Raw genomic sequence first — 17,455 nt, forward strand, 5'->3', positions numbered from 1 at the left:
GGCAACGCTGGTCTGATGATGGTTGCGATAAGATGATCAAACTTAGGGTCGCTTTACGCAGCCAAAAATTCGATCTCATCACTAATATTTTCAGGAAATCCGCAGCTTAATGATGAGGTGCGACAATTTGAATTACACCCTTCATAATCAACACAACGATGCACTGCACTTATCTTCCAAAAATCCCAGGTTTGCCCTGTAATGAATCACAATATCGTCGTTCATAGATGAGTAGATGCGTAACGCATAATCCTTTATGATGGGGAAACCACTTATAGGTCTTTTTTTCTCAAAAGGAGGATGTTTTGATTATCTTTCCATCTTTGACAAAAATATACCATAAAAAACCAAGTTTGTACTTTCCGTCTGGGGCAACTGTGTCATTTTGATAGGCAAAGTCTCCAATTGCAGGATTAAATCCTTCTTGCTTCTCAATGGTAATTTTTCCCCTGTTTGTATTATAAGTTACGCATATCATATTTCTTATCCGATTCCGCTAATTCTACAAAGCAATCTGAAACTGGCTGTCCATTGATGGCAACGGTGCTTCCTGAAGTAATGCCGCTAAAAGTGATTAACTCTAAAAATTCTCCAGATTTAAGTTTTCTTGTCGCTATATTGTTTTTTAAATAGTACAATCTTTGAAGATAACCACTTACGTCTAAATCGGGAATTAATAACTCATTAGCCAAAATGAAATATCCATCTTTATGCCCATCTAGATTTAGGACCATTACTGCTGGGTCAACAAAATTTTGGTTTAGCAAAATTTTATCATTGATTCGATCAATCAATAAACTCCTCGCAGCAGAAATATACTCCCAATGCCCCAATGAGACAGTGCCATTCAGTGACATTATCAAATCTCCATTACGTCTAAAAATATACTTCTGCTGTTTTTTTTGATCGTCAATGATCACCCAAGGAGTATCTACAAAGAATTCCTTGCGTTCAAGTGTGGCACTGAACTGCTTGATTCTTGGTAAAATATTTTCAATATAGCTCAACATCATTAAACGATTGTTTTTTTTTGCAAATTGAAACCCACATCACGATCTACTCCTCCCAAAAATCCAGCCCCAACTGCCTCGCCGCCTCCTTAGCCGATTTGTACTGCTGTTTGCTCTCATCCAGGGGACTACTTTCGGAAGCCTTGATTTTGAATTTCACCTCGATCTCGATTTTATTGCCATTCATGGCAAAAGGCGTGATGAAATAGTTGAACAATTCGGTGTAGCGCTCCAAGGGAACCTTGCCGGAAATCACCAGTGCGTTGAATTTTTTGATCGCTTCATCTAGCCCATCAGTTGGGGAAGAAGGTACTCCAGGGTCATTAAACTCTCCAGTTGGAACACCTTCGGGGTAAATGGCCGAGGGTGGGGGAGTGTCGACAGCGGGTGGTGGCGGGATAAGCGATTTGTCCACCAACCAATACGAATCGGCAGTGGCGTCAAAGAAGGGCACCGATTCCTTAAAAAAGAACTTGGTGAACGTGCTGCCATCACCCGCGGCGATACAAATCTCCCCGTTGGTACAATGCCTCAGCAGGCTTTCGTTGATTGCATCGGGACCCGTGATCATGGGCTTGTCGTCAAAGCGCAGGAAAGCGTCGTAGACCTCTTTCGTTTTGAGGGCATGCTCCACTGTGGGCAAGAGGTTGTTGTTCCGCAAGGTATTAACCCCAACGGCTTTCAACAACCATTCTTCTTCTTTCAGGGCATCGATGATGACGCTGATTTGCTGATCGAGGCTGGATTTGAATTGTTGCTTGACCTGTAGTTGGCTCACTCCATTTTTTACCGCGTACTTGATGAGGATCGAATACGCCACCACCAGGGCCGACTCTGCTTGTTGGGAAGCATCGTCCATGCGGCGTTTCAGGTCTTCTTTTGGCTCCCGTTCCAACTGTCCCTGGTACTCCTGGGTGATTTTGTGGCAGGCCAAAAATTCCCGGATGGTGGATTGCAGTTTGCCGATCCCCAATTCAGAGCAGATCAAAAACAGCATGGTGTTGCGGTAAATTCGCTCACTATTGCCTTTTTTGGTCGCGATCTTTTCAATCAAAGCAGCGGTATTTCCACTGACCCCACCCGGGCTTACCAGGTGCTCGGGGCTAAGGATGAGTAAGGTGGGTTTGGTCTGTTCCGGAAGCTCCAGGGTAGGGTTCACCAAAACATTAAAAAGGGGGACATTCTTGGTCTTCAGGTTGATCCTGTTGATGATTTCGGCATTGATGTCCTCGTTTTTGATGTCGCCTTTGGCCTGGTTGATGAGGATGTTGATGTTGGGCTTAGTATTGAACCAATACCGTTTACCCGTACCGCCAGCCTGGGCATAATACAGGTAATAGGCATTGTTCTCCAATTCATCCAGGGCACCATTGATGCTATTGTGGTTGAAGCCTTCGGGCGTCAACAGATTCAATTTCAACTCCGGAACCGAAATCCCTTTATTGGCCCCCTCATTGCCGAAGGAGTTCATCAAAAAGACGGAAGCAATCGACTGTGTGAGGTACCATTGCCCATATTCCGCTTTGTTGTTGTCGATCTTAAAGGCATTGGATGAAGATCCGGCAACATCCGCCGCGATGACCGAATCATAGCCATTGCCGTACAACTTTTTGAGCTGGCCAGACAAGGCGTCCAAATTGGCAAAATTGACTACGCCAGGGTGGATCAATAAATTGTTGCCGGGAAGCGACTGCTGCCGTTTCCAAAGGTCGCTCACAATGGCCGCAAGCAGGCGCAAAACGCCTCTGGTGCGTTGAAAATCGTGGTGACTGGCCCAACGGATGCGGAAGGCATCGATCAACTCCGGGTGAAAAGGATAAGACTTGAGGATTTTCTGTTTGTACTCCGACTTAATGGCGTGCGCAGGAAGCTCGGCTCGAAACTGCTGGTACAGCTCCAAATACTGCGCAGCCACCGACTCCATGACCTGGGCATCGCCCATGTCTTCAAATAGCCGTCGACGAATCACTTCATAAATTTCATCATCCGCAACCGGTTGTGTATCGGCACCAACCCGGCTCACGCGTTTTTGCAAAGAAGTCAGGATGGCCTGCGCTTCGGGGGTGTTGCCCACTTCTTGCGGACTAGCGGGCAGCGTGATTACCGCTACACAGTGGTTTGTACTCGCTACCGCTTCGGTCAGCTCCTGCATGAAGCTGATCGTTTGATCGGCCAGGCTGCTGTTGCCCGCTTTTTTGGCCGAAGCCTTTACACAATAGTCGGCCAACTCGTCAATCAAGATCAGGGCAGGTTTGCATTTTTCCAGCACCTGTTTGAACAAGCCCGCTGGAGCGATCAACTGTTCGTCATTCTTGCGCACCAGCTCATAGGCAGCAGAACCACCCAGCTGGTAGGCCAATTCCCCCCAAATGGTTTGGATGAGGGTGCCATTGTCGGTGGTTCTGCCATTGGCAGGATCATTGGTAGTATTGGTAAAAACGGCAATGTTGGCACTATCAAAATCCGGCGCTCCGGAATGCTTTAGCAATTCCTGTGCATAGGCCGATTGGGTGGCCTTTTTGCCCCATTTCCCCAGGTGGTAAAGCGAAATCAGGGTATGCGTTTTTCCTCCCCCAAAGCCAGTTTGCAGGGAGATGACCCGGTTTTCGGCATCTTGCTGGCCATTCAGTCCCTGGATGACGGTTTTGGCCACATTTCTAAGTCCAGCGGTAAAATATGTTTTGGAAAAAAATACCACCGGGTTATTGTAAATCTCACGACCGTTGCCCAAAGCGACCTCGGCCAGATTCGCCGCAAAAATAGATTCATCCAGGCGACCCTGTTTGATGTCGAGGTGGGGCGATACCACCCGAAACCAGGGAGCCTGCGCGGAGGACCCTGCTGCTGTCTTCGGCACTGGAGTAGCCGCAACTAGAGGGGTTTTCGTTTCCTGCAGGTTGATCAGCGCTTGCTCCAATTCGGTCATCTTGATCGAGCGGGCAATACTTTTCATGTTGATGAACACTTCAGAAAAGTCATCCTCACTGATCTCCTGAAAATGCGCCAGTTTGTTGCGCACCTCGTAGATGGTTTCCAGCCGGGTAGCCAGTTTATTGACCTCTTTGCCAAATTCGCTTCTCAACAATTCGCGGTATTTTAGCGCAAAAGGCTTGAGGTAAGGATAATCGATCAAAGCCTCGGGGGTACTCCCCGAACGCAATCCGGTGTTCCAACTGTCCTGCTGCGCTGGATACAAAGCCTCCACAAACCAGGCGGGCCAACGCTCACCAGCTTCTTTGGAAAGCAGCTCCACGACATACGGCCGGAACGCCTCGATAAACAAACCGAAGGCTTTGAATAAATTATCTTGGTGGGATTGGGTTGTTGCCATGGTGATGCTATTCAAAAAGGGTTTGTTGTTCAGCTATTTTACTCTCCCGGATCAAACTTTCTTTGTTGCTCAATAGTCCAGTTCCTTGTTTGTGGTCATCGCTGCCAGGGGGAAGCACTTCGCACATCGAGGTGATCACCCTCCAAAATGCACTCTCGGAGCTTGAGGCTACTTTTTTGATGTATTGCAGCAAGGCAGCACGCTGGGTTCCCTGGTACAAGGCCATGGCCCGGTGCACCTGGTTCAACAGAATTTCGTCTCCTTTGAGGCCACAATTGGGATCGGCGGCCAGGCGCTGGGCAAAAGTAGCCAGGGTCTGTTTGTTGCCATTCTTCACCAAGATGTGCTCTGTGAACAGCTCCTGCACATTGATGCTCAGGCCCACGCGGCTGAATTTGGCTGCATCGTCAAAATCACTTTCCACAAAACCATACAATTGCAACCAACCGATGTAAAACTTGGTAAAATCATCTCCATCAAATCCCTTGAGCAAGGCATTGAAGGCACTTTCGCGGGCCATCTCCAGTAGTTCGGCTACGGTAACTTCGCTGCCGTCGGCTTTTTCTACTTTTTGGTATTTGCCAAATTCACTTACGGCCTGGCCAAAACAGGCAGTGAGAAGGTCGGCACCACGGAAGCCGAGTTTATAGAGTTCGTCGACTTCCCGGGCTACGGTGCGCTGGATGTCTTTTTTAACCGTTTTATAATCGCCATAGCCGGTTTTTTGGGCGGGTCGGGCAGAGACGGTAACTGAAGAAGCCAGTGCAGCACCAGCCAGGCTTATGCTACGATTGGCCATTTCAGTATCCATAGGCCAGCTTCCGGTAATGTTCATCCTTGCCCCAAGAATAGAATTGCATAAGGTGGTCCAGGCTTCGGTGCTTTGATGGGCAAACATTATGCTGACAATGTCTGCGGTTTGGTGCTCAATGGCGTCAAAAATCTGGGTCAACTTGTTTTCAAAATGAAGCTTGGCTGCTTGTTTGTCATTTTGGTGGTGGTGTTTCAAGGCGGTACACTCCTCACTTTTGGGAGTTTGAGGAGTAGCGAAGTTCAAGGGATAAACATCACCCAAGGAGCGTTTAAGCCATACATAGAAAAAGTCAGACAGGTCAGCATAAGCAATGGCATCATAATAGGGAGGATCGGTTACAACTGCTGTTAAATACTTATCAGCAAATTGGGATTTGTCGCCACTACTGGCATTGATAGAATCAGTTGAAAAAGGACATTTACATTCAGACTCAATATACCGAATAAGCCAGTCTATTTGATTTAGTGCACTACCAGTAGAATTGCAAAACATATTAGATTCAGGGTAATCAAAGGTCATGGCAATTGCTTGTTTCGAAAATGGGTGTTCAAGCTTTTCACCACTTGTATGCCATCGACCAAAAGATGTGTTGACTATGCCTACCCGATCAATCAAGATCCCCAAATACGTCACAACTGCTTTCTGGTATTCTTCCTCCAGCATTTTCAATTCTTGTTTGAGGACTTGGAGTTTTTGGGTAAGGGTTTGCAGCGCGTGGAGTTGACGTGGTGAAAACATGCTTCCAACCGTTTCAAATCCCCAAGGACACAAATCAAACTGTTTTGTATTGCCGATGGCCAGTTTTTCATCTATACTTTCTATCTCACTGGGCACACTTTCAAGAATCTTGCCCTCTGCCGCAGTAGGAATTCGATACTGTTTGCCCTGAGGTGAATCCTCGATCACCGCCAGCATGGTTTGTTTGATTGTTCCAGTTAAAAATTGTTTTTTCAAGTCACTATTGCTCGTATTGTTTCCACAGACCGGACAACGAAGATTTTTTCTGGAGTGTACAAAACCTTCTTCATCAGTTTCACCTGATTCTACGGAAAAACTGATGGTTTTGTTGTCAATTTTTGGCTTCAGGTAAACTTGTTTCGTCTTGGTATTCGCCAAATAAAACCCTTTCAGCAAAGGTACCTCGGCCCGACAACTGGGGTTGCTACAAGTGCCTACTCTAGCCCAGTAATAGGCAATGGGTTTATGGCCTTTTTCATCGGCGGGATACAAATGGCCGATCTCCTTTTCGGTCTCCGCCAGGAGTTTTTTGGCATAAAACTCCACATCAAAGGACAGGCGGTTGTGCACCAGCGCTCCAGTAGGATGGCCATTCTCGACCACCCGGTTTTGTTGGGGCAGGTTTTGCCAAGAGTCTTCCCCGTACAGCTCAATGAAGGCAGCCTTGCTGTAGGTGATCGGTTTGCCGTACTTCTGCGGGAACTCCAGGCTGCCTTTTTGAATGATGTGCGCCACAGGATTGATGTCGTTGCCAAAAGTATGGCAACCCAAGCGAGCCGCTTCCAGCGGAATGGCACCGCCGCCCGCGAAGGGGTCAAACACTCGGGGCATTTTGGCCAAAAAAGCAGCAATGGCCGCTTGCAGGGCGGTTTCTTTGAGCTGGATGGGAGTAGCCGCAAGGTGCCGATCGGTGCAGCGGTACAGTTCATCCTCGGCCTTTTTGATGTTGGCGTAATGCCGATCAAAATCGGCGAGCAATTCCTGAGCTGATTGGCCCGCAGCCGCATTGTGGGCCACCCAAATCAGTTTGCGGGCCTTGTTGATGATGGTTTCATTGTTCTTATTGTCCCACTTGATGAGGCTGAAATCGGTCAGTTGGTTGCCCGCAGCAGGTTTGGGTTTGTTGTGTAATAGGTGCTGCTGCATGTCTGGCGTAAACTTGCCGATGAACAGCTGGAGGCGGTTGCGGAGGTTGTCCTCCATCGGATCGAACACGACCGTCCAGGGAATGTCGGCATAAGTGCTGTACGGATCACCAGGGTTGGCGTCTTTACCCAGCAATAAAGTAACTGCATCCTTAAAAGCCGGGGGGCAATGCGGATCCATGGGATCGGGAACCAAGCTAGCAAACACTACAGCACGGCAAACGGGCAGAGGGCGCCGCGCCCACCAGAGGTGCAGGGTTGAAATGTGCCCATGCCGGATCGATTTGTCGCGCACACTTTCAGCCGATATTTCCTTGATCGGCATGGCTACTTCGATGAGCTTTTTGGCTTGGGTCATTGGGTCTTGGTTAGCAAGTAGTCAAACTTTTTAAGGATCAATTGCTTTCGAGCATCCAAAAATTGCTCAAAATTTTCGAGTTTCCAAAGGTCAGGATTATTTGGGATTAAATGTAAGTCCAAATACGTTTGATCTTTCCCTGCAAACCATCGTTCTGGAGACTGATCCCATTTATTCCCTGCTCCATTCTCTTGTTTGGTGAGCAACATTAAGTTTGCCAATTGATCCCTAACTGGTTGCGGATACTGGGTAAGGCTTTTTCGACCCGTTTCTGGGTTCATCATTTTTACCTTTTTCAATATTGACTGGGGAAATATGTGATCAATTGATGGTGCATTTTGGTTGTAGGCTGGCGTATAATTAAAGTCATACCACAGATTGAACAAAAGGTGGATTCTCCGATCTGTATAGGAAAGGTTTAAAAGGTTATCCAAAGTCAGCTCCAATGTTCTATTGTCATCTCGAATAGCGCCGTAAACATTTGAAACTACAAAGCCTGAGTCTTCTTTTATTTTTTTCACAAGCTTGTCTATAAGTCCGTCTGGGCCTCCGCTAAAGACTCCCATCAACATGGTACGGACAAGGTATTCATTGATTTTAGGCGTTGACGACCATTTTTCAGGATAATGATACCGGAAATAGATTAGTGGAATAAGTGCAAGGTAAGAGGTAAGTGCTTTATCATTCTGAATAAAGGTTCTTCCTTTGATGAAGTCTTTCACATCTTTGATTGCATTTGAAATACGCTCCCAATTTTCTTCAATTTTTTGTTTGGTATCCCCGTCTCTAAATTTTGCAACTTCATAACTGGCTCCTTTTTCAAAGAGAACAAGACAGGTCTTTAAGACAAAATCTCTACCAAAGTCATAACCGTCCTTGTTCAATTCGTCCAATAAAGTAGTCATGTTCTCGTTGGCTTCATCCCAAGAAGATACCAATAATGAGAACAACAAATCAGACTTATCCAACTTTGTACCGCCTGAATTCGCGCGGATGAAAATTTCAACGATATCGTCTTCGGAATAAGCTGAGGGTCTATCAATGCTATCAACTTCTTGGTAAAGGATGTTGTCGTCTTGACAAAAAGTTTTACGGATAATTTCAATGTTTTCTTCAATGCGGTCATCAGCCTGATTATCTAAGTCTTTTCCAGCTAAAAGTCGAATTTCTGCTTTAAACTCCTTGGTTCTTTTGTCTGGAAAAACTAGCGTACTGAATTTCACCCAGGGGAAGCCAAGTGATTCCTTGTAGAATTTAAACAGGAATTTTCGGTCATCTGGAGTTTTAGCCTCTCCACTTAACACATTAAAATACAATTCTTTGCCATTATAACTACCTTTTAAACCAATATAAAGGCTTTGCATCCTTTGTTGTCCATCTAGGACAAGCATTTTAGGAGTTTCATTGATGGGCACAAAAAAATGTAAAAGATTTAGGCCATCAATCCAATTGTCAATGAATTTACGGTGTTTAATTTTGTTTTTATTTTTCCAAACTAACAAAGTCCCAATTGGATACTCCCTTAAAATAGAATCATACAACTTCTCAATCTGTTCTTCTTTCCAAACAAATGGCCGTTGGATATTTGGTAGCCAAAATCCACCAAGATGTGATGAATTGTTGATGTAATTCACAAACTTGCGAATAGTTTCTTTTTGATTGTTCATGTCATTTAATTTTTAAAATCCACTCGTTCATGGGTAAAAAATATTGTACACCTTTTGATTTTAGTTCAAATTTTAAGCCTTTTCCGGGATTTTGGATTCGATAAAGCGTTGGATCACTTTTGCATAGGATCACGATATACAACCAAGCTGATTCACCCAACTGAGCCAAGCGGTTCCATTCATTCTCACTGAGCATGACACTGCCATCCGCTCCACTTCGTCCCTTCACTTCGATGTAGCGTTTCAAACCCTCGGGGCTGATGCTACGAATGTCGTAGCCTTCATTGTTGGCGCTTACATCAGTGGGCTGCCAGTTCACACTACGTTCGTAATTCATGGCGGTTTCCATGGCAATCGCTTCGGCCTCATCGTCTCTACTCATGCCGTAATGCCCCAGGTATTCCACCTGCGTCAGGGGAACCACGTAAGCACAACCCAGGATATCCGGTTCTTTGGGGCTCAATTGGGTCATCAATTCCAAATTGGCCAGTCGAGCCTGCTTTTTGTGGATGAGTTCGCTGATGCGTTCCTGTTTTTTAACAATCTTTTCCTGCACCTTTTGGTCGCCCAGCAGCACCTTGCCCTGTAGCTCTTGAATCTGGCTTTGCAGATCGAGGATGACCTGCGTAAACGCCGTTTCCAGGTACGACTGCCGATCGGCTACATCCTTTTCAATGTGGGCTTTGGTGTCATCAAACTGCTGCTGGGTGATGTTCAGATAACTCCATTCAATCACCTCGGTACTGCTGGCCGCAGGAGGGGGTTCGATGGGTTTGCTGAAGTCCAGGGGCGGGTGCAAATCAATGAACTTGGCGGGGGAGGTCAGCTGAAAACTCCCATCTTTAGCTTGCGCCACAATCACCAAACGCTCATCGGCCACACTGTCCTCCCTTTTGCTTTCCCGATCATCGATGATTTGCGATTTGACGAAAAACGCAAAATAGTCCTCCTGATCATCCGGAGAGATGAGGATGGTGCCTTTCAGCATATCCTCCCGAAACTTGTGGCGCACCACCTTGACCAGGCAATCAAAGATCGCGTTGCCCGGGTTGATGTAGTGTACCTTACCCAGGTCGCCGATATTTTGGTAGTCCAGAAAAACTTGTTTGTCAAAACAAAACTGAATCTGTCGAATGGCATCCGCAAAGATGTTGTGGTCGTTTTTGAGCGCAAGGGCCACTTCATCCGGAAGTTTGTCGATGCGATAGATGGAGGGACGCAATTCGGTAAACTCCCCACCCAGGTATTTGAAAGCCTTTTCAAAAAACAGTCGAACGTAGATCGGCTGAAGGCGTTTCTCATCGGAATTCTCCTTTAAGGTACGTGCATCCTTAAAATCGACGGTACTGTGCGCCAGTTTATTCTTTTGCTCCTGAATTTCCTGCTGAAACTTCTGCTTTAGTTGCTCCACATCCTGATCCAATAGGTCGTTCAAAGCGGTAGTTTCCCCATTAAAAACCGAGTTGATGATGGCATCGAGATTGACATTCTCAAAAACATCTTGAATTACATCATACACGCGGTCATCGCCCATGCTGTCCCGAATGATGTCCAGTTTGGTCAACAAACGCTCCAGCACTTTGCCCTCTTTGGTATTGTTGGCCACCATATTGAACACCAAAACATCCTGTTTCTGGCCATAGCGGTGAATCCGGCCCATGCGCTGTTCCAGGCGATTGGGGTTCCAGGGAATGTCCCAGTTGATGAGCAAGCGGCAAAACTGCAAGTTGATCCCTTCCCCCGCCGCATCGGTGGCAATGAGGATTTGGGTATCCGGTTTGGCAAAATCCCACTGCGCCTGGCGGCGTTCATCCACCAACTTGCCTCCGTGGATGGTAGCCACCTTGTAGCCCCCACTTTTGGTGAGTCGTTCTTCGAGGTAGAGCAATGTGTCTTTATGCTCGGTAAAAATGACCAATTTTTCACCCTTTTCGAGTACCCCTTGGGACTTGAGTAAACCTTGTAGTTCCTGAAATTTCTTCTCTTCCTGGTGCCGATTGAAGAGGGACTGGGCCATTTCAAATAACTTCTTCACTTCATTGGCTTCCTGGCGCAGCTCCTGGGGGTTTTTAGCCGTAGTGAATAGCTTGAATTTCTTGGGGTCGGCGAGGATTCCTTCGAGTGCCTCCTTTTCATCGTCCTCCAGGTCTTCAAAATCTTCAATGTCTTCGACCTGGTTGAAGATGGCGTCGATCTTGTGGCGTTGGTTCCAAAGGCCAGGGTTATTGGTCAGTTCATCAACGATCCCTTGCAGGGCCTTCCAGCGCCGTTCCAGCGTGTTTTTGATGGCAAAAATGGAGCTGACCAAGCGGCGTTGCATCACGGTCAAAGCCAGTGAAACGTGGATGTTTCTGGTTTCAGAGGCTTCCTCCTTACGTTTGGTCAGGTAAGACGTCACCGCATCGTACAATTCTTTCTCTTCCGGGGTGAGTTGGTAGGCGACCGTACGGGTATAGCGGTTTTTGTACAGGGGATTGCCCTCCCAGTCCTTCATGTCTTCCTTCAAGCGGCGGATGAAAAACTTGTTGATGCCGTTGTGTTCCAGTTCCCTGATCCGGGCCGAAGCAATTTCATCGGTAGCAAAAATGTCTTCATCCAAGAGTTGCAGCAACTTCTTAAACGTATCGGTTCTACCCCGGTGCGGCGTAGCCGTAAGCAAAAGAATGTGCTCGCACTGCTGCGACAGCACTTGTGCAGCCTTGTAGCGCTGAGAAAGGTACTGTTTGGTTCCGTAATCGTAGGCCGACAACTTGTGACATTCATCAAATACAATCAAGTCCCAATGGGAATTGCTCACCACGTTGAGCACATCTTCCCGCGAGATGAAATCAATGGAAGTGATGATCCGCGGCGCGGTATGAAAAATGTTGGGATCAGAGGAAAACAGGCTTCGATTTGCCAGCGTGAAGGGAATATTGAACTTGATGCCCATTTCATCCTCTTGCCATTGTTTGGTCAGTCCGCCGGGGGTTACGATCAACACCCGTTCGATGAGTCCCCGCATCATCAGCTCTTTGATGAGGAGACCGGTCATGATGGTTTTACCTGCACCCGTATCATCGGCCAGCAGAAACCTGATTTTGGGCAAGGGCAGCAAAAACTTGTACACGGCCTCTACCTGATGGGGGAGCGGGTCGACGATGCTGCAGTTGACCGCAAAGAGGGGGTCGAATTGATAAGCAGAATTGATGCGTTCGGCTTCGGCAAAGAGTGCGAAGCGGGTAGGATCACCCTTGAAATTAAAAGAGCCTTGTGCTGTGAGTACTTCGAGTTGTGCAAATTGGTCAGGAGATAGTATTTTAGAACTGGTTCGATTGGAATTTACGCCAGTGTACTTCAAGGAAATTTTTTCACCCAAGGTTTGGATGTGGTTGATGGTTACCGGTTCACTGGGTACTAAGTTTTTGACGATCTGACCTATTTGAATGTGCATTGGGTTGTTCGTTTGCTCGGTATTGGGAATACGTGGTCTTCCGAAGGTTATATACGAAATTGTAAGGAAAAGGTTACAACAATTTTATTTCGTTTTTTAATCCTTTTGAAGGGCTCTGGTTGAGGCTTTTTCCAAGGATTGACAAAGTACATATTGTTGGGGGAAATACAAATTGGGTGGGAGTAAAAGTTTGTAAAAATGGGGGCAATGCGCTAGTCTTTTATATCGCCTTCCTCCAAGCTATTTACCAGCTCCAAAATCGACTTTTGGATGCGGTTGTAGCCAATCCTGCGTTCTTCAGCACTAAGTACATCATAGAGGGTTAAATCCTCGTGGTAGCGTTGGTATTGGCCATGGATGAGGATCAGGTCGTCGAATGTGGAGGTATTGGTCGCGATGTGTTGGCGTAGGAGGGTAATGGCAGCGGGGATGCCGTCGATGAGTTTGGATTTGACCTGGTTTTTGAGGGCTTCGAGGGGAGAAGTTGGCTCGATAGGTTCTAGCAATTGAGCACCAGAAACAATGTCTGACAACTCCTTTAAACCCAGAGCATTTTGATTCTCTTCTTCTTGCTGGTTAGGAGTGAGCAGAATATGGAAGGGGGCTATTTCAAGGACTTTCCTAGTGGTAGAGGCAATGTGGGTTTTGTCGTCATTGATTTCATCCTGCAATTCCGGCAGGGGCACCCATTCATCGGGATCTCCACTCACAGAAAGAAAGAAGCCTTCATCATCGGCTGTCATCTGAAGATCTTTGATTTCATTGATGATTCGCTCCAGTAAATCTGCCGGGTTGGCCCCACGCAGTTGCATCTGAATATCACCAATTTCAGGATATATTCGTACCAAAGCCATGGTACCATCCACCTTGAGCAGAAGTCCAGTGTGCCAAAGCAGGTCATAACGTTCGGCCAGTTTGGCACAGCGTACAATGAAACGCTGAATAATGAAAGGATAAAAGAAAGGATTATAAAAACAGCAATGATAAATGGGGCTTTTGTCTGCCCCCCAAATGTCGGCAACAGCGGGGGCCGGTTTACCTGGCAGGAATTCAGGAATGAGGAAGTGGGGGTTGTCACTTTCCTCATCCTCTAACCTGAGTGCTAGCTCACAGGTTTGCATCAGGTCTAAAAAAAGGTCGATCTGCACGGGAGTGTAGGCACTCCAACATTTGGCAAGGTCGTTGCGTTGGCGGAGGGCATTACCTTTGAGGAGAGGGTACCAGCCGTTGCGGTCGAGGAGTTGGTAGATGGCTTCCAGCGCCCACTTTTGATCAATGATAATATGAGTTTTAAGGTATTTTTCGTGCCAAAACAAAAAGCCAGCTTGGTGCAAAAAGTAAAGCAGGGTATGCATTGAATCTTCCCAGATTGTCTCTGATTCACAAACATTCTGGAATTCCTCCAAGGAAATGCATGGCTGGGAGCCACGAAGGTCAGTCAGTTTTTCGCGTACATTTCGCCAGGAAACCGGCATATACATCCCCATTTCGGGCATTCGATCCAGCAGGTATTGGATGCGTTGGCGCAAAGTAGAAATGCCATAACCGGTTTTGGCGCTGATGCTGATGAAGGAATCGATGCGGTATACTGCCTTAAGTTCCTGAAGATCGAGTGGAAAATGTTCCTGGCCGTCGTCGCACTTGTTGCAGACGACGATGATTTTGGAGTCAGGGCTTAATGCCCGCACATTGCTCAGCCAGTAACTGAGAGGGTAGTTGCGGAAGGTGTAATCCTGGCCATGGAGCTGGACGGTTTCCTCACCAGGGTTGGACTCGGTAGCGGGATCCCAAACGACTAAATACAGGGCGCTGGATTGCATAAAAATGCGGTGGGTAGCATGGTAGAGTTCCTGGCCGCCAAAGTCCCAAAGGCTGAGATTGACAGTAGCTTGTTTTTCGGGGAGAGTGAGGGTGGTGTCGAATAGCTGGATGCCGTGGGTGGAGTCTTCAGCGGGGTTGAAGTCGTCGAGTCCATAGAGGGCTTTGAGCAGGCTCGTTTTGCCAACACGGCCATTGCCAATGATGATTTGTTTGGCATCGTAGGAGGGGTAGGCGTTTTTTTTGAGTTCGGTGAAATAGTCAAGGAGAGCGGGAAGGGCATTAGATAGGCTAGTGAACTCCGAGGGGAGGTTAAGGCAGTGCGTATAGTCCAGTTCCAGCATTTCGAGTTCGGGTAAAAAAAGTAGCTCCAAAGGGAAATAGGAGACTGGAGTTGCACTTAGTTCCAGCCACTTCAAATTGCGCAAATGGCACAAAGGTTCAAGATTGGATACTGAGGTGCCACCCAGGAAAAGGAACTCCAAATTGAGCAAAGAACCCAAGGGATCAAGGTCGGACACGGCCGTAGCACTTAAGTAAAGGGAGTCCAAGTTGGTTAAAGAACTCAGTGGTGCGAGGTCGTGTACTGAACTAAATTTCAAATCCAGGTAGTTCAAATTGAGCAATGAGCTTAAGGGGCTAAGATCTGACACATGTGAATGACCCAAGTCCAAATGGCTCAAATTGGTCAAAGAACTCAAGGGGCTAAGGTCAGACACATGAGTATAACTCAAATTAAGTGTAGTCAAATTGATCAAAGAACTTAAGGGGCTAAGGTCGGTGGTTTTGGTAAACCTCAAATACAGGGAGTTCAGATTGAGTAAGGGAGTCAAAGCACTAAGGTCAGACACTTGAGTGTAAATCAAATTAAGTGTAGTCAAATTGACCAAAGCGCTCAAGGAGCTAAGGTCGGACACGGAGGTGTCACTCAAGTCAAGGGATTTCAAATGGGTTAAAAGGCGCAAAGGGGCAAGGTCAGTAATAGGGTTAGCATCTAGAAAGAGGAGGGTTAAATGCCTAAAATTCGAGATGCTCAGAGGAAGACTGGATAAACGATTGGAACATATTCCTCTATCTTCGTAGTAATCCCAAGCATTTTTTTCTTCATTCCAATAATGGCTCCGCCCGAAGTTCAGTTCCTCCACCCAGACACATTCCCATAACTCGTTTGGCAGCTCGGTTAGCTCCAGACGGCTCAGATCGAGGATTTTGGATTTTGTCCGTTTGTTTTCCTGGATACGCTGGAGCGCTTCTTCCATGTTGGCTGTCATAGGAGTAGGGTTGTGTTTTGGGTACCGGTGGGGACGGTAAATTTGTGTTTTGTCAAATATAGGAAAATGAGGTGGGAGGGGCAAGAGAAGGGAGAAAATTGTTGGAGTTGTAAGAAGCTGCGTATTATCCCAATACCCAAGTCAACTTCAAATTATTTCAGATCAGCCTCTTGGATGGTAGTCAACAACGCCACCACCTGATTCCTGATGCGATTGGAAAGCAAGTACTGTTCATCGACACTGTGTAAACCCTTGGCCACATTTCGGTTGAATTCTTGGAATTGGCTACTGATGACAATTAAATCGGTGGCAGGAGTTGAATCGGTGTGTAGGTGTGTTTCCAGACAGATGATGGCGGCTCCGATGCCTTCATTGATCAATTCTTTTTTTACAAGCAGTTTGAGGCCTTCCAAGGGGTTAGGGGGTGCGGTTGGGATTAAAAGTTGGAGTCCTAATTCGCGGTCGGAGAGCTCTTTCAAGCCTGGTGACTCTTGGTCGTTATCCTGATCAGGATACCTGGAAGAAAGTAGCGGGTAATAAGGATCCAATTCCAGAATTTCACCAGTGGTAGAAGCTATCTGAGTTTTGCCTTTACTGATTTGTGATTCCCCACAGGGATGATTTTAGCGTTATAAGTAGTTTAGGCGTTTTTTTCGAGATCGGCGTAGTAGTTTTTGAGGTCGAGTAGGGCATTGCTTTTGTGCGTAAGTTCGGAAGGGATGTTGAGGCAATGGGTGTCCTGGAGGTTTAAGTATTCAACCTTGGGTAAAAAGAGGAGATCAAAAGGGAAATAGGCAATAGAACTTTCACTCAAGTCAAGGGTAGTCAAATTAACCAGGCTACTCAACACGCTGATGTCGCTAATGGACGTGGAACTCAAGGAAAGATTCGTCAAATTAACCATGCTACTCAACATGCTGATGTCGCTAATGGACGTGGAACTCAAGGAAAGATTAGTCAAATTAACCAGGCTACTCAACGCGCTGATGTCGCTAATGGACGTGGAACTCAAAGAAAGATTCCTCAAATTAACCAGGCTACCCAACATACTGATGTCGCTAATGGACGTGAAACTCAAGTAAAGATTAGTTAAATTAGCCAGGCTGCTCAACACACTGATGTCACTAATGGACGTGAAACTCAAAGAAAGACTAGTCAAATTAACCAGGCTGCTCAACACGCTGATGTCACTAATGGACGTGGAACTCAAGTAAAGATAATTCAAATTAACCAGGCTACTCAACATACTTATGTCGCTGATGGACGTGGAACTCAGAGAAAGATCAGTCAAATTGACCAGGCTATTCAATACGCTGATGTCGCTAATGGATGTGGAATTCAAGGAAAGATTAGTCAAATTAACCAAGTTAATCAACACGCTGATGTCGTTAATTGGATTATCATCTAAATAAAGCTTGTTTAAATGCTTCACCTTCGAGATGGAGTTGGGAAGACTAGAGAGTCGGTTGGCGATTTTAGCATCATCATATTCCAAAATCCAGTTCTCTTTTTCCCCATTCCAAGACCAATAATGCCCCAGACCCAACTCCTCCACCCACACACAATCCCACAGCTCTTCTGGCAGCTCAGTCAGCCCCAGGCCACTCAAGTCCAGGATTTTGGATTTCGTCCGTTTGTTTTCTTGGATACGCCGGAGCGCTTCTGCGGTATTGCCTGCCATAAGGGTAGGGTTGTGTTTTGGGTGCCTGAGGAGGCGGTAAATTTCTGTTTTGTCAAATATAGGAAAATGGGGTGGGAGGGGCAAAGAAAGGAGGTGAAATTGTTTTTTTGGAATGAGCGCAGGGCAACCACGTAGGGCTGCCCGTACGAGGGGGCTCGTCGCAGTCGCAGTGAAATGGAAAAATGGCCG

General features: G+C 46.6%; 8 protein-coding genes. All 8 read right to left on the bottom strand.

Annotation, left to right across the window (positions count from 1 at the left end; translation table 11 throughout):
- Positions 1 to 458: 458 nt before the first annotated feature.
- The 8 genes from ACEW9O_RS06425 to ACEW9O_RS06460 all read right to left on the bottom strand — a co-directional run bounded on the left by ACEW9O_RS06425 (position 459) and on the right by ACEW9O_RS06460 (position 17,266).
- A complete protein-coding gene (locus ACEW9O_RS06425; protein WP_373549314.1) occupies positions 459 to 1,013 on the bottom strand; it encodes a hypothetical protein in 555 nt (184 codons plus the stop codon).
- A 43-nt stretch (positions 1,014 to 1,056) separates the two neighbouring features.
- Positions 1,057 to 4,341 (bottom strand): DUF499 domain-containing protein, encoded by a 3,285-nt coding sequence (locus tag ACEW9O_RS06430; RefSeq protein ID WP_373549315.1) that lies wholly within the window; start codon positions 4,339 to 4,341, stop codon positions 1,057 to 1,059.
- A 7-nt stretch (positions 4,342 to 4,348) separates the two neighbouring features.
- Positions 4,349 to 7,396 (bottom strand): DUF1156 domain-containing protein, encoded by a 3,048-nt coding sequence (locus ACEW9O_RS06435; RefSeq protein WP_373549316.1) that lies wholly within the window; start codon positions 7,394 to 7,396, stop codon positions 4,349 to 4,351.
- Positions 7,393 to 9,063 carry a DUF262 domain-containing protein gene (locus ACEW9O_RS06440; RefSeq protein ID WP_373549317.1) on the bottom strand — a complete coding sequence of 557 codons (1,671 nt, stop codon included), beginning with the start codon at positions 9,061 to 9,063 and terminating at the stop codon, positions 7,393 to 7,395. Before ACEW9O_RS06440 ends, ACEW9O_RS06435 begins: the two co-directional genes overlap by 4 nt.
- A gap of 1 nt (position 9,064) precedes the next feature.
- Positions 9,065 to 12,496: a helicase-related protein gene (locus ACEW9O_RS06445; protein WP_373549318.1), complete on the bottom strand. Its 3,432-nt coding sequence runs from the start codon at positions 12,494 to 12,496 to the stop codon at positions 9,065 to 9,067.
- Between the two features lie 212 nt (positions 12,497 to 12,708).
- Positions 12,709 to 15,585, bottom strand: coding sequence for a COR domain-containing protein (locus ACEW9O_RS06450; protein WP_373549319.1), 2,877 nt, complete (start codon positions 15,583 to 15,585; stop codon positions 12,709 to 12,711).
- A gap of 152 nt (positions 15,586 to 15,737) precedes the next feature.
- Complete coding sequence (locus ACEW9O_RS06455) at positions 15,738 to 16,133, bottom strand: hypothetical protein (protein WP_373549320.1); 396 nt, start codon at positions 16,131 to 16,133, stop codon at positions 15,738 to 15,740.
- A 92-nt stretch (positions 16,134 to 16,225) separates the two neighbouring features.
- The gene (locus ACEW9O_RS06460) at positions 16,226 to 17,266 is read right to left on the bottom strand and encodes a leucine-rich repeat domain-containing protein (RefSeq protein ID WP_373549321.1); all 1,041 of its coding nucleotides are present in this window, start codon (positions 17,264 to 17,266) and stop codon (positions 16,226 to 16,228) included.
- Positions 17,267 to 17,455: the final 189 nt, after the last annotated feature.

Origin of the sequence: Haliscomenobacter sp., assembly GCF_041740695.1 — a bacterium.
GTDB lineage: Bacteria > Bacteroidota > Bacteroidia > Chitinophagales > Saprospiraceae > Haliscomenobacter.